Below are 13,998 nucleotides of genomic sequence, written 5' to 3'. Positions count from 1 at the left end.
TCCGGTTCCGCCCCGGCGGCTACTCCTGCGGCTCCACCCCGGCCCGCAGCAGCCCGTACGCGTACGCGTCGTCCAGCGCCTGCCAGGAGGCGTCGATCACGTTCTCGGCGACGCCGACGGTGGACCACTCCCCCTGTCCGTCCGTGGTCGAGACAAGCACCCGGGTCGTGGACTCCGTACCGTGCTTGCCCTCCAGGATGCGGACCTTGTAGTCGACCAGCTCCATCTTGGCGAGCTGCGGGTAGATCCGCTCCAGGCCCACACGCAGCGCCTTGTCCAGCGCGTTGACCGGACCGTTGCCCTCCGCCGTGGCGACGATGCGCTCGCCCTTGGCCCACAGCTTCACGGTCGCCTCGTTGGCGTGGGTGCCGTCCGGGCGGGTCTCGACGATCGCGCGCCAGGACTCGACCCGGAAGTAGCGGCGGGTCCGGCCCTCGGCCTCCGCGCGCAGCAGCAGCTCGAACGAGGCGTCGGCGGCCTCGTACGTGTAGCCCGCCAGCTCGCGCTCCTTGACCCGCTCGACCACCCGGCCCACCAGCGCCCGGTCGTCGCCGAGGTCGATGCCCAGCTCCTTGCCCTTCAGCTCGATCGAGGCGCGGCCCGCCATGTCGGAGACCAGCATGCGCATCGTGTTGCCGACCCGCTCGGGGTCGATGTGCTGGTACAGATCCGGGTCGACCTTGATCGCGGAGGCGTGCAGTCCGGCCTTGTGGGCGAAGGCGGAGACACCCACATAGGGCTGGTGGGTCGACGGCGTCAGGTTGACGACCTCGGCGATGGCGTGGGAGATCCGGGTCATCTCCTCCATCGCGCCGGGCGGCAGCACCCGGCGGCCGTACTTCAGCTCCAGGGCGGCGACGACCGGGAACAGGTTGGCGTTGCCGACCCGCTCGCCGTAGCCGTTGGCGGTGCACTGGACGTGGGTGGCGCCCGCGTCGACCGCGGCCAGGCTGTTGGCGACGGCGCAGCCGGTGTCGTCCTGGGCGTGGATGCCCAGGCGCGCGCCGGTGTCGGCGAGGACGGTACGGACCACGGCGTCGATCTGGCCGGGGAGCATGCCGCCGTTGGTGTCGCAGAGGATGACCACGTCGGCGCCCGCCTCGTGGGCGGCGGAGACGACGCGCTTGGCGTAGTCGGCGTTGGCGCGGTAGCCGTCGAAGAAGTGCTCGCAGTCGAGGAACACCCGGCGGCCCTGGGACCGCAGATAGGCGACGGTGTCGCGGACCATCGCCAGGTTCTCCTCCAGCGTGGTGCGCAGGGCCAGCTCCACATGGCGGTCGTGGGACTTGGCCACCAGGGTGATCACCGGCGCGCCCGAGTCGAGCAGCGCCTTGACCTGCGCGTCGTCCTCGGCGCTGACGCCCGCCTTGCGGGTGGCGCCGAACGCGACGAGCTGGGCGTGCTTGAAGTCGATCTCCGCTTGGGCACGGGCGAAGAACTCCGTGTCCCGCGGGTTCGCGCCGGGCCAGCCGCCCTCGATGAAGCCCACGCCGAAGTCGTCCAGGTGACGGGCGATGGTGAGCTTGTCCGCGACCGTCAGGTTGATGCCCTCGCGCTGCGCGCCGTCGCGCAGAGTGGTGTCGAAGACATGGAAGCTGTCGTCGGGCCGATGCTTCATGGTGGTCTGGCTCCTGTCGGATGGATCTAGGGCTACCGGAATAACCGGTTCCGCGCCCTCCCATAGTCCCGCACGCTCCGCATCCGGTGGGATGGTCCGGAAAACGAAAAGACCCCTCGCGGGTGCGAGAGGTCTGCGCGCGGGTCTGGGGCACGGTGGCCGCGCCGTACCGGGTCGTACGGGGCGATCACTGCGGACCGGCGCGCCTGCTGCCAATAATCATGGCGAACGAGAGCACGGGGGCAGTCAAGCACATTCCGCCCCCGCGCTCTCCACCCGTCTCAGAATGCGAGCCATAAGCCCTTAAAAGGCTCAGCCCAGGCGGTGCAGCCAGCCGTGGGGGTCGGGGGCGGCGCCGGTCTGGATGTCCAGCAGGGCCTTGCGCAGCTTCATCGTGACCTCGCCGGGCTGTCCGTCGCCCACCGTCCAGCCCGACCGGGCGGACTTGACCGAGCCGACCGGGGTGATCACGGCCGCGGTGCCGCAGGCGAAGACCTCGGTCAGGCTGCCGTCCGCGTTCGCCTCGCGCCAGTCGTCGACCGAGATCCGGCCCTCGGCGACCTCGTAGCCGAGGTCGGCCGCGATCCGCAGCAGCGAGGCGCGGGTGATGCCGGGCAGCAGCGCCCCGGACAGCTCCGGGGTGACGATGCGGTTCCCGTACACGAAGTACAGGTTCATGCCGCCCATTTCCTCGATCCAGCGGCGCTCGATGGCGTCCAGCCAGACCACCTGGTCGCAGCCCTGCTCGGCGGCCTGCGCCTGGGCCACCAGCGAGGCGGCGTAGTTGCCGCCCGCCTTGGCGGTGCCGGTGCCGCCGGGCGCCGCGCGCACGTACTCCTCGGAGAGCCAGACCGAGACGGGCTGGACGCCGCGCGGGAAGTAGGCACCGGCCGGGGAGGCGATGATGACGAACAGGTACTCGTTGGCGGGCCGGACGCCCAGGCCGACCTCGGTCGCGATCATGAACGGCCGCAGGTAGAGGGACTCCTCACCGCTGCCCGGCACCCACGCCTTGTCCTGGGTGACCAGGGCGTCGCAGGCCGCGAGGAACAGGTCGACCGGCAGCTCGGGCATCGCCATGCGGCGGGCGGACGACTGGAAGCGCTCGGCGTTCTGCTCGGGGCGGAAAGTGGCCACGGTCCCGTCGGGCTGACGGTACGCCTTGAGCCCTTCGAAGATCGTCTGCGCGTAGTGCAGCGTCATGTTCGCCGGGTCGAGCGAAAGCGGGGCATAGGGCACGAGCTGGGCCTCGTGCCAGCCGCGGCCCTCCGTCCACTTGATCGTCACCATGTGGTCGGTGAAGTGGCGGCCGAATCCGGGATTGGCCAGAATCTCCTCCCGCTCCGCATCGGAGAGCGGGTGCGAGGAGGGCTTGAGCTCGATCGAGGGCGTCGTCATGAGTGGTAGTCCTTCACTTCCGTTGTGGCGGACCGCGCTCACACCATCCTGCCCGTGATCGGTACTAGGACGTCCGAGCTTCCCTGCACACGGCGGCCCCACGAGCGATTATCGCTGACGTGGGGCCGGAGGTCTGCAGGATGCGTGCGTCATGCGCGGCCCAAGGTCGATGGTCGCACCCAGCCGCGCACAGGCACAGGCTGGGGTCAGCCGGATACTCGGGCAGCGAGCGCGTCGCCGATCTCGTCGGTGGTGCGCGGCGCGTCCCGCTCGGCGAGGTCCGCGGCGACGGCGGCCTCGATACGGGCGGCCTCGTCCGCGTAGCCGAGGTGCTGGAGGAGCAGGGCCACCGACAGGATGGTCGCGGTCGGGTCGGCCTTGCCGGTGCCCGCGATGTCCGGCGCGGAGCCGTGGACCGGCTCGAACATCGACGGGAAGGCGCCGGAGGGGTTGATGTTTCCGCTCGCGGCGAGCCCGATGCCGCCGGTGACGGCGGCGGCGAGGTCGGTGAGGATGTCACCGAAGAGGTTGTCCGTCACGATCACGTCGAACCGCTCGGGCTGGGTGACGAAGAAGATCGTCGCGGCGTCGACGTGCAGGTAGTCCGTGGTGACGTCGGGGTACTCGGCGCCGACCTTGTCGAAGATGTTCTTCCACAGGTGACCGGCGTACACCAGGACGTTGTTCTTGTGCACGAGGGTCAGCTTCTTGCGCGGGCGGCTGTTGGCGCGCTCGTACGCGTCCCGGACGACGCGCTCGACGCCGTACGCGGTGTTCAGGCTGACCTCGGTGGCGACCTCGGCCGGGGTACCGGTCCGCAGGGAGCCGCCGTTGCCCACGTACGGGCCCTCGGTGCCCTCCCGGACGACGACGAAGTCGATGTCGGGGCGCCCGGCCAGCGGGGTGGCCGTGTTCGGGAAGAGCTTCGACGGACGCAGGTTGACGTAGTGGTCGAAGGCGAAGCGCAGCTTGAGCAGCAGCCCGCGCTCCAGCACCCCGGACGGGACCGACGGGTCGCCGATCGCTCCGAGCAGGATCGCGTCGTGGTCCTTCAGCGACTCCAGCTCGGCGTCCGTCAGGGTCTCGCCGGTGGCGTGCCAGCGACGGGCGCCGAGGTCGTAACTCTTGGTCTCCAGCTTCACGTCCTGCGGAAGGACGGCGCCGAGAACCTTCAGGCCCTGGGCCACGACTTCCTGGCCGATACCGTCACCGGGGATCGCTGCGAGGCGAATGCTGCGAGACATACCGGGACCCTACGCCCTCGTCCCATCCCATGACATCGGGAGTCCGCCATACGGACAGATCGTCCACCGGACAGGCCGCGTTCACCCGCAGTACGGCGTGACGTCGTCCGCCCGGGGGAGATTCCGGATCATGCATACACCACGGTTCGGCATTCCGGAGCCGCTAGCGAGCCGGATGACCATGGCGGAGCAGCATGAGTACCTGCGCGACGCCTTCCCCCGCCGACGGGTGCTGCGCGGGGGCGCCGCGACGGCCGGGGCGGCCGCGGTGGCGCTGGGCGGCGCCGGGTGCGCCGCCGCCACCGGGTCCAAGCCGTCGCCCGCGGCGGACGCCCGCCCCGCGACGCTGAAGGTGGACGGCGCGCTGGTGGCCCCCTTCGGCCGCCATCTGGCCCTCGGCGCCGACCCGACGACGCAGATGCGGGTCTCCTGGCAGGTGCCGTTCGCGGTGCGCAAGCCCTATCTGCGGATCGGGCCCCGGCCGACGGAGCTGACCCGGAAGGTGGAGGCGGAGGTCCGCCATCTGCACACCCCGTCGCTCGGCGACAAGCTGCCCGCGGTCGACCAGTACTACCTGCACGCCGCGGTGGACGGGCTGAGCCCCGACGTCACCTACTACTACGGCGTCGGCCACGAGGGCTACGACCCCGCCGACCCGCGTCACTTCTCCTCGCTGGGCACGTTCCGCACCGCCCCCAAGGAGCGGGAGAAGTTCGTCTTCACGGCCTTCGGCGACCAGGGCGTGAGCTATGACGCGCTCGCCAACGACCAGCTGATCCTGGGCCAGAACCCGTCGTTCCATCTGCACGCCGGGGACATCTGCTACGCGGACACCACCGGCCACGGCAAGAAGTCCGACCTGTACGACGCCCGGGTCTGGGACAACTTCCTCGCCCAGACCGACTCGGTCGCGGCGAGCGTGCCGTGGATGGTGACGACCGGGAACCACGACATGGAGGCGTGGTACTCCCCCGACGGCTACGGCGGCCAGCTGGCCCGCTGGTCGCTCCCGGACAACGGGCCCGACCCCCGCAAGGCGCCCGGCATCTACTCCTTCACGTACGCGGGCGTCGGCGTCGTCGCGCTGGACGCCAATGACGTGAGCTACGAGATCCCCGCCAACAAGGGCTACACGGGCGGCGAGCAGACCCGCTGGCTGGACCGGCGGCTGAAGCAGCTGCGCGAGCGCTCCGACATCGACTTCCTGGTGGTCTTCTTCCACCACTGCGCGTACTCCACGACCAGCTCGCACGCCTCGGACGGCGGGGTGCGCGACGACTGGGTGCCGCTCTTCGAGAAGCACCAGGTGGATCTGGTCATCAACGGCCACAACCACGTCTACGAGCGCACCGACGCGATCCGCGGCGGCAAGGTGGCCCGGAAGGTGCCGGTCGGCGGGAGCGCGGACGCCGTGCGCGACGGGATCGTGTACGTCACGGCGGGCGGCGCCGGGGCGGACCTGTACGAGTTCCCGGTGCCCGACAGCTACGAGGGGCACGTCAAGGACCTCGACGAGGTGAAGAGCTACCACTGGACGAAGGACGGCGAGAAGAACAAGGACACCGTGGAGTGGTCACGGGTCCGCTACACCGGCTTCTCGTTCCTCGCGGTGGAGGTCGAGCCGGGCACGGACCCGCGCCTGAAGGTCACGGCACTGGCCGAGTCCGGTGAACGGGTGGACCACTTCGAGGTCACCCGCCCCCGCCGCACGTAAAGGGGCGCCCCTGGGGCCGTACGGACCTGCCGTGCGGCCTCTCAGCAGCCGCTCAGTGGCCTCTCAGTGACCGGTGGAGCCGCCGTTGTCGCGGCGGTCGAGCGCGCGCTGGAGCGCGGCGGCGGCGTTCCGCCGGTCGGCGTCGTCGTTCTTGCGGCGGACCCTGCGGCGGACAGTCTGCTCTGCCATGATCACGTCTCCTCTGCTGAACCCCGGCGCACGGCCGGGTCGAATCCCCGAGAAGGTGGCTGCCGTAAAGGGGCGGGGGCCGGGGTGCGGCAGGGATCACCTGCGCGGATGCACCGGGCCGCTTCCGCCGTCGCTCGATGGAGCGGGAGGTTCGGCTTCCACAAAAGTAAGGGAGAGGAGCGTCAGTGTCTGCACATTTAGTCGGACGTCCTACTATCTGAGACGAGACATGGCCGAGGCCGACCCCCGTCCGACCTCGACCATGACTGGTTATCGACGTAAACTGCCGTAAATAACGCTGACTTGAATGCAAGACGCTAGCATTCGCGCGCCTCGGGCGTCCACAGGTTTATGCCGTTTCACCCCCTCTTCACGCACGCCGCCCCCGACCGGCTCACAGCCAGGTCGGGGGCGGGGCCCAGGGGGCGCGGGTGCGCCGGGCGGGTCAGCCCATGTGCGGGTAGCGGTAGTCCGTCGGCGGGACCATCGTCTCCTTGATGGAGCGGGTGGAGCTCCAGCGCATCAGGTTCTGCTTCGCGCCCGCCTTGTCGTTGGTGCCGGACGCGCGGCCGCCGCCGAAGGGCTGCTGGCCGACCACGGCACCGGTGGGCTTGTCGTTGATGTAGAAGTTGCCGGCCGCGAAGCGCAGCGCCTCGCAGGTGGCGGCGGCCGCGGCGCGGTCCTGGGCGATGACGCAGCCGGTCAGGGCGTACGCCGACGCCGACTCCATCTGCTCCAGCATCGCGTCGTACTCGGCGTCCTCGTACACGAACACACCGATGATCGGGCCGAAGTACTCGTCCTTGAAGATCTCGTTCTCCGGGTCGGTGGAGACGAGGACGGTCGGACGGACGAAGTAGCCCTCGCTGTCGTCGTACGTGCCGCCCGCGACGACCTCGATCGTCGGGTCGGACTTCGCCCGGTCGATCGCCGCCTTGTTCTTGGCGAACGAGCGGTCGTCGATGACGGCGCCCATGAAGTTGCCGAGGTCGGTGACGGGGCCCATGGCCAGGCCGTCGACCTCCGTGGCCAGCTCCTCCTTGAGGCCGCCCTCCCACAAAGAGCGCGGGACGTAGGCGCGCGAGGCGGCGGAACACTTCTGGCCCTGGAACTCGAAGGCGCCACGGGTGATCGCCGTCTTCAGCACCGCCGGGTCGGCGGACGGGTGGGCGACGATGAAGTCCTTGCCGCCGGTCTCGCCGACCAGCCGCGGGTACGTCTTGTAGTTCTCGATGTTGTTGCCGACCGTCTTCCACAGGTGCTGGAAGGTACGGGTCGAGCCGGTGAAGTGGATGCCCGCGAGGTCCGGGTGGGTCAGCGCGACCTCGGAGACGTCCTTGCCGTCGCCCGTGACCAGGTTGATCACGCCCTTGGGCAGCCCGGCCTCCTCCAGCAGCCGCATCAGCAGCACGGCGGCGTGGGTCTGCGTCGGGGAGGGCTTCCACACGACGGTGTTGCCCATCAGGGCGGGGGCGGTGGGGAGGTTGCCCGCGATGGCCGTGAAGTTGAAGGGCGTGATCGCGTAGACGAAGCCCTCCAGCGGCCGGTGGTCGCTGCGGTTCCAGACGCCCGGGGAGTTGGCGATCGGCTGCTCGGTCAGGATCTGGCGGGCGAAGTGGACGTTGAAGCGCCAGAAGTCGATCAGCTCGCAGGGCGTGTCGATCTCGGCCTGCTGCGCGGTTTTCGACTGGCCCAGCATGGTGGAGGCGGCCAGGGTCTCGCGCCACGGGCCGGACAGCAGGTCGGCGGCCTTGAGGATGATCGCGGCGCGGTCGTCGAAGCTGAGCGCGCGCCACGCCGGGGCGGCGGCCAGCGCGGCGTCGACCGCGTCCTGGGCGTCCGCCTTGGTGGCGGTCCCGAAGGTGCCGAGGCGGGCCGCGTGGTTGTGCGGCTGTACGACGTCGAAGCGCTCGCCGCCACCCATCCGCTGCTCGCCGTTGATGGTCATCGGCAGGTCGATCGGGTTCTCGGACAGCTCCTTGAGCTTGGTCTCAAGGCGGATGCGCTCGGCGCTGCCGGGGGCGTAGGTGTGCACCGGCTCGTTCACCGGCACGGGGACCTGGGTCACAGCGTCCATGGTGGCCGTTGTCTCCTTTTTCGTGGGGTCGTCGTGGTGGTCGTGAGCCGAGGGCGGTCAGCCGCGGCCGACGAGCGAGCGCAGGAAGAACGTGAGGTTCGCCGGGCGCTCGGCGAGCCGCCGCATGAAGTACCCATACCAGTCTGTTCCATACGGGACGTAAACCCGCATACGGTGACCCTCCGCGACCAGGCGCTCCTGCTCGGCCGGGCGGATTCCGTACAGCATCTGGAATTCGTACTCGTCCAGTTTGCGGCCCTGGCGGTGCGCGAGGTCCTGCGCTATGGCGACCATGCGCGGATCGTGCGAGCCGATCATGGGGTATCCGTCGCCGGACATGAGGATCTTCAGACAGCGCACAAAGGCCCGGTCGACCTCACGCTTGTCCTGGTACGCGACCGCCGCAGGCTCGTTGTACGCGCCCTTCACCAGCCGTACACGCGAGCCTTCCCCGGCGAGTGCGCGGCAGTCGTCCTCGGTCCGGAAGAGGTACGACTGGACGACCGCGCCGGTCTGCGGGAACCGGGTGCGCAGCTCGCCGAGGATCGCGAGGGTGGAGTCCACGGTGGTGTGGTCCTCCATGTCGAGCGTGACCGTCGTACCGGCCTCCGCCGCGGCCTCGACGACCGGGGTCACGTTGGCGAGCGCGAGGTCGTGGCCGCCGGGCAGCGCCTGGCCGAAGGCGGAGAGTTTCACGGACATCTCCGCGCGGGCGCCGAGCCCCACCCCGGCGAGCGCCTCGGTGAGCGCCAGATAGGCGTCCCGGCTGCGCAGCGCCTCGGAGCGCTCGGTAACGTCCTCACCCAGGTGGTCCAGGGTGACTTCCAGGCCGCGGGAGGCGAGCCCCCGCACCGCCGCCATGGATTCGGTCAGTCGCTCACCGGCGACAAAGCGATCCACCATCGGCCGGGTGACCGGCGCGCCGGAGACAATCCGACGGATGGCGGCACTGCGCGAAGCGGCGAGCAGCACGGGTCCCAGCACAGGGCACCTCCACGATGACGGCCGGTGAACGGCTCCAACAACTCACCGTGAAACCTAAGGATTGCGCGGAATCGGGGCCATCGACAGCTGTCACGCATCCGTGTCCGGGATCTCAGACACCTGTATGAGAGGCTGAGGCGATATTCGGGGAAGGAGGCCGGAGCGCCATGCGCGAGGACTATCAGCAGCTGGTGGACGAGATCACCGCGACGCTCGGGGCACCCGCCACCCTGGAGAACCGCGACTTCGCGCTGATCGCCTTCGGAGCGCAGGACAGCGACGACGCGGAGGAACCGACGCTGGATCCGGTCCGTACACGTTCCATTCTCCAGCGCCGCTCGACGGCAGCGGTGCGGGCCTGGTTCGAGGCGTTCGGGATCGCCCGGGCGCAGGCCCCGCTGCGGATCCCGCCGGACCCGGGCGCCGGGGTCTTCATGGGCCGCATCTGCCTGCCGGTGCGGCACCGCGGCGTCGTCCACGGCTATGTCTGGCTGCTGGACGACGGCCACCTCTCCGACCTGGAGCTGGGCGGCCCCGCCGGGCCGCCCTCCGACCCGCGGCTGGTCCGGGCGATGGAGACCACGGCCCGGATCGGCGCCCTGCTGGCGGCCGAGGCGCGGGCGGGCGAGGAGCTGGGCGAGCTGCTGCGCGAGCTGCTCACCGGCCCCCCGGCCACCCGCGACGCGGCCTGCTCGGGCCTGCACACCGCGCTGCGCGGCGCGGCCGACGGGCCGCAGGCGCTGGTGGCGGTCCTGCCGTGGGTTCCGGACACGGGCGAGGACCAGGACCACCCGGGCCTCCCCCATCTGCCGGGCATCGCCGCGGCCTGCGTGATCCCCGACGAGACGGCGCTGGCGGCGCTCGTCCGGCTGCGCGCCCCCACCTCCCTGGGCCCCGCCCGGGCCACCGCCGAACAGCTCCTCCGCTCCCCCCGCGCCGCGGCCCACGACAGCGCGCCGCCCGCCCATCCCCTCCACGCGCCCGGCGCCGGGGGGACGACCCGGCCCGCCGAGCCGCACGGCGCCGACCTCCCGTGCGGCGGCGGGCGGGAGAGCGCCGCCGGGGTCAGCGAGGCGCGGCGCGGGCTGGACGAGCTGCCCGCCGCCTGGCGCGAGGCGCTGGCCGCCGCCCGGGCCGCGCGGGCGGACGCCCGGCTCGACCCGATCGCGGAGTGGACGGCCATCGGCCCGTACCGGCTGCTGGCCACGCTCCCCCCGACCGCCCCCGACGCCTCCGTACGCCCCCTCCTGGAGCGCACGCACGCGGAACTGGCCCGCACCGCCGAGACGTTCCTGGACTGCGCGGGCCAGGCAAGCCGTACCGCGCAGATCCTCGGGATCCACCGGCAGACGCTCTACTACCGCCTCTCCCGGGTACGCCAGCTCACCGGCCTGGACCTCGACGCGGGCGACGACCGGCTGCTCCTCCACATGGCGCTCAAGGCCGCCCGGCTGCGGTAGCAGCGGGGCTCAGCCGCAGAACTCCGCCTCGACGGCCGGGGCGACCACCGTCGCGGCGATCGCTCCCGCCAGGGCTCAGGCGGCCGGATCCCGCGGCGCGCCGCCGACGATGCGGCGCATCGCCTCGATCAGGTCCCGGGCGTCGGGGGTGACGCCGGGGTTGATGGCCTGCTGGACGACCATCCCGCTCACCAGGGTCGTGTAGAACGAGCCCAGCACCCGGGCGGTCTCCTCGTCGACCTCGCTCTCGTCGACGCCGTGGAAGAGCCCCACCAGCCCCTGGCGTGCGCCCGGCTGGGCCCGGTCGAAGGCTTCCCGCAGCGCCGGGTCGTGCTCGGCCTGCATGACGGCCTCCAGTTGGGCCCGCCACATCGCCTGGTGCTTGCCGAACAGTTCGAGGGCCCGGGACCAGCCCGACTCGAAACGCTCCGTCAGCTCACTGCCGGTCGTCGTGTCCTGGGCGAGGGACGCCTGCACCTCGTCGGCCCAGTCGCCCATGGCGGCGAACAGCGCCTCCCGCATGAGGGCGTCCTTGGAGCCGTAGTGGTAGCCGATGGACGCCAGGTTGGCCCCGGAGGCGGCCACGATGTCCCGTGCGGTCGTGCGTGACCAGCCCTTTTCCAGCAGGCAGCGCTTCGCCCCGGCGAGCAGGTCCTCTCGATGTCCCATGCCGTCAGCCTATCTCCGCCCCATACGAGCGTCTAAGACGCCCGTATGCCGGAACGCCGGGGCGGCAACCTTCCCGCGCACGGCGGCAACCAGGAAGCAGTCCCCGTTCCCGTCCCCGGTCCGCGAGAGGACTGATGCACCGTGCGCATCATCAGAGCGTTGGCGGCCGCCGCACTCGCCACCACCTTCCTGGTCGGCGTGGGCCACGCGCCCCGCGCCGCCGCGGGCGAACTGCCCTCCGCCACCGCCTTCTTCAACCACCCCGACTCGCTCGTCAACAAGTGGGTCGCCGCCAACCCGAACGACTCCCGCCGGGCCCGCATCGCCTCGCGGATCGCCTCCCAGCCGCAGGCCGTCTGGTTCTCGCGGTACACCCCCGGCACCGTCACCGCGGACGTTCGTAAGATCACCTCGGCCGCCTCCGCCAAGGGCCAGGTGCCGGTGCTCGTCGCGTACCAGCTCCCCAACCGCGACTGCGGCGGCGCCTCCGCGGGCGGGGCCCCCGATCTGGCGAGCTACGACGCCTGGGTGCGCGGCTTCGCCGCCGGGCTGGGCAGCGGGCCCTCGGCCGTCATCCTCGAACCGGACTCGATAGCCCTCATCAGCTGCCTGTCCCCCACCGAGCTGAGCGGCCGCTACGCCTCGCTCGCCCGCGCCTCCGCCGCCATCCACGCGGCCGCGCCCCAGGCCCGGGTGTACTTCGACGCCGGTCACTCCGCGTGGAACAGCCCCGCCGTCCAGGCGTCCCGGCTGCGCTCGGCGGGCGTGCTGAGCAGCGGCGACGGCATCTACAGCAATGTCTCCAACTACCGCCGCACCGCCGACGAGGTGGCCTTCGCCAAGGCCGTGCTCGGCCAGCTCGGCAGTTCCTCGGGCCTCACCGCGGTCATCGACACCAGCCGCAACGGCAACGGCCCCGCGCCCGACAACGCCTGGTGCGACCCGCGCGGCCGCAAGGTCGGCGAGAACCCCACGGCCGCCACCGGCGACCCGGCCATCGACGCCTACCTGTGGATCAAACCGCCGGGCGAGCTGGACGGCTGCGCGGGCGCGGCGGGCGCGTTCTCGCCGGACTACGCCTACGAACTGGCGGGCTGACCGTGACCCGGGTCATCCGAGGTGTACGGAAGCCGACAGCGCCCCCTGGGCGGCCTTGTCGCGGGGTGGGCGCGGGGTGTTCATCAGGAGGGCCACCGCCACCGCTGCCGCCGTGAGGATCACCGACGACCAGACGAACGCGTGGGAGAAGCCCTCGACCAGGCCGTCCTTGGCCGTGTCCGGCGTCATGTGGCGGGCGTGGCCGCGGAGGTAGTCGGCGGTCGCGCTGGTGGCGATGGTGTTGAGGAGCGCCGTGCCGATCGAACCACCGATCTGCTGGGCCGTGTTCACCGTGGCGGAGGCGATGCCCGCGTCCTGCGGCCGGACGCCGTGGGTCGCGTAGTTCATCGAGGGGGCCATCACCAGGCCCATGCCGAAGCCGACGAGGAGTTCGGAGGGCAGCACGCCCGCCGCGTACGAGCTTCCGGCCTCCAGCGGGATCAGCAGCGCCACCCCGGTGGCCGCGATCAGCAGGCCGGGCACCACCAGCACCCGAGGCGGCACCTTGGGGATGAGCCGCACGGCGACGCCGCCCGCGCCCGCCAGCACCGCCGCGGTCATCGGCAGGAAGGCCACGCCGGTGACCAGCGCCGAGAACCCCTTGACGATCTGCATGTAGTAGGTGAGGAAGAGGAACATCGCGAACATGCCGACCACCGACAGGCCGACCGCCAGATAGGCGCTGCCCCGGGTGCGGTCCGCGATCACCCGGATCGGCAGCAGCGGCCGCGCGGTGTTCCGCTCCACCAGGACGAAGGCGATGAGCAGCACCGCGCCCAGGATGAGCAGCCCGGTGACCAGCCGGGAGCCCCAGCCCTCGGACTCGGCCTCGCTGCATCCGTAGACCAGCGACACCAGACCGGCGACGGCCAGCAGCACGCCGGGGATGTCGAAGCGCGCGCGCTCCTCCGCGCGCCGGTCGGCGGGCAGGACGGACCAGCTGAACGCCGCGATGACGGCGATCGGGACGTTCACGTACAGGCACCAGCGCCAGTCCAGGTACTCGGTCAGCAGCCCGCCGACGACGAGGCCGATCGCGCCGCCGCCCGCCGCGATGGCGCCGAAGATGCCGAACGCCTTGGCGCGCTCGCGCGGCTCGGTGAAGTTCACGGCCAGCAGCGACAGCGCCGAGGGCGCGAGCAGCGCGGCGAAGGCGCCCTGGAGCGCGCGGGCCCCGAGCAGCATCCCGAGCCCCTGGGCGGCGCCGCCGAGCGCGGAGGCCCCGGCGAAGCCGATCAGACCGACCAGGAAGGCGCGCTTGCGGCCGGTGTAGTCGGCGATCCGGCCGCCGAACAGCAGCAGGCTGCCGAAGGCCAGGGTGTACGCGGTGATGACCCACTGCCGGTCACCGGCGGAGATGCCCAGGTCGCGCTGGGCGGAGGGCAGGGCGATGTTCACGATGGTGATGTCGAGAACGATCATCAGCTGGGCGAGGCCGATGAAGAGCAGGGCGAACCAGCGCCGGGGGTTGGCGTCGGACGGTGCGGCAGTGGGCGGTATGCCTGTGGGCTCGGACATGAGGGTGCCTTTCTGGTCGTGCGGTACGG

Annotated in this window: 11 protein-coding genes; 3 read left to right on the top strand and 8 right to left on the bottom strand. The window is 71.3% G+C overall.

Annotated elements, in window-relative coordinates:
* Positions 1-19: 19 nt before the first annotated feature.
* The 3 genes from cimA to ACZ59A_RS13330 all read right to left on the bottom strand — a co-directional run bounded on the left by cimA (position 20) and on the right by ACZ59A_RS13330 (position 4,260).
* The gene (gene cimA / locus ACZ59A_RS13340) at positions 20-1,618 is read right to left on the bottom strand and encodes a citramalate synthase (protein WP_470957444.1); all 1,599 of its coding nucleotides are present in this window, start codon (positions 1,616-1,618) and stop codon (positions 20-22) included.
* A 312-nt stretch (positions 1,619-1,930) separates the two neighbouring features.
* A complete protein-coding gene (locus ACZ59A_RS13335) occupies positions 1,931-3,016 on the bottom strand; it encodes a branched-chain amino acid aminotransferase (RefSeq protein ID WP_470957442.1) in 1,086 nt (361 codons plus the stop codon).
* A gap of 206 nt (positions 3,017-3,222) precedes the next feature.
* Positions 3,223-4,260, bottom strand: a complete 1,038-nt coding sequence (locus tag ACZ59A_RS13330) for a 3-isopropylmalate dehydrogenase (RefSeq protein WP_470957439.1) — start codon at positions 4,258-4,260, stop codon at positions 3,223-3,225.
* A 130-nt stretch (positions 4,261-4,390) separates the two neighbouring features.
* Between ACZ59A_RS13330 and ACZ59A_RS13325 the strand changes: the two genes are divergently transcribed.
* Positions 4,391-5,974, top strand: coding sequence for a purple acid phosphatase family protein (locus ACZ59A_RS13325; RefSeq protein ID WP_470957436.1), 1,584 nt, complete (start codon positions 4,391-4,393; stop codon positions 5,972-5,974).
* A 63-nt stretch (positions 5,975-6,037) separates the two neighbouring features.
* Here ACZ59A_RS13325 and ACZ59A_RS13320 read toward each other — a convergent pair whose 3' ends face one another.
* The 3 genes from ACZ59A_RS13320 to ACZ59A_RS13310 all read right to left on the bottom strand — a co-directional run bounded on the left by ACZ59A_RS13320 (position 6,038) and on the right by ACZ59A_RS13310 (position 9,224).
* On the bottom strand, positions 6,038-6,163 hold the full coding sequence (locus ACZ59A_RS13320) for a hypothetical protein (protein ID WP_470957434.1): 126 nt from the start codon (positions 6,161-6,163) through the stop codon (positions 6,038-6,040).
* A 445-nt stretch (positions 6,164-6,608) separates the two neighbouring features.
* On the bottom strand, positions 6,609-8,240 hold the full coding sequence (gene pruA / locus ACZ59A_RS13315) for an L-glutamate gamma-semialdehyde dehydrogenase (protein ID WP_468042207.1): 1,632 nt from the start codon (positions 8,238-8,240) through the stop codon (positions 6,609-6,611).
* 57 nt (positions 8,241-8,297) lie between these two features.
* The gene (locus tag ACZ59A_RS13310) at positions 8,298-9,224 is read right to left on the bottom strand and encodes a proline dehydrogenase family protein (protein WP_470957431.1); all 927 of its coding nucleotides are present in this window, start codon (positions 9,222-9,224) and stop codon (positions 8,298-8,300) included.
* 167 nt (positions 9,225-9,391) lie between these two features.
* Between ACZ59A_RS13310 and ACZ59A_RS13305 the strand changes: the two genes are divergently transcribed.
* The gene (locus ACZ59A_RS13305; RefSeq protein WP_470957430.1) at positions 9,392-10,684 is read left to right on the top strand and encodes a PucR family transcriptional regulator; all 1,293 of its coding nucleotides are present in this window, start codon (positions 9,392-9,394) and stop codon (positions 10,682-10,684) included.
* 75 nt (positions 10,685-10,759) lie between these two features.
* Here the strand turns inward: ACZ59A_RS13305 and ACZ59A_RS13300 are convergent, their stop codons facing one another.
* Complete coding sequence (locus tag ACZ59A_RS13300) at positions 10,760-11,353, bottom strand: TetR/AcrR family transcriptional regulator (RefSeq protein WP_470957428.1); 594 nt, start codon at positions 11,351-11,353, stop codon at positions 10,760-10,762.
* Between the two features lie 141 nt (positions 11,354-11,494).
* Here ACZ59A_RS13300 and ACZ59A_RS13295 point away from each other — a divergent pair, with 141 nt between their 5' ends.
* The gene (locus ACZ59A_RS13295) at positions 11,495-12,451 is read left to right on the top strand and encodes a glycoside hydrolase family 6 protein (RefSeq protein WP_470957426.1); all 957 of its coding nucleotides are present in this window, start codon (positions 11,495-11,497) and stop codon (positions 12,449-12,451) included.
* A 12-nt stretch (positions 12,452-12,463) separates the two neighbouring features.
* On the opposite strand, the gene ACZ59A_RS13290 is transcribed toward ACZ59A_RS13295, so the two are convergent.
* Positions 12,464-13,969 carry an MFS transporter gene (locus ACZ59A_RS13290; RefSeq protein ID WP_470957425.1) on the bottom strand — a complete coding sequence of 502 codons (1,506 nt, stop codon included), beginning with the start codon at positions 13,967-13,969 and terminating at the stop codon, positions 12,464-12,466.
* Positions 13,970-13,998 lie beyond the last annotated feature (29 nt).

It is taken from the genome of Streptomyces sp. NPDC040405, assembly GCF_055595765.1.
Note: the sequence above shows the minus strand (reverse complement) of the source record. Positions and strands in the feature narration are given on the sequence as shown.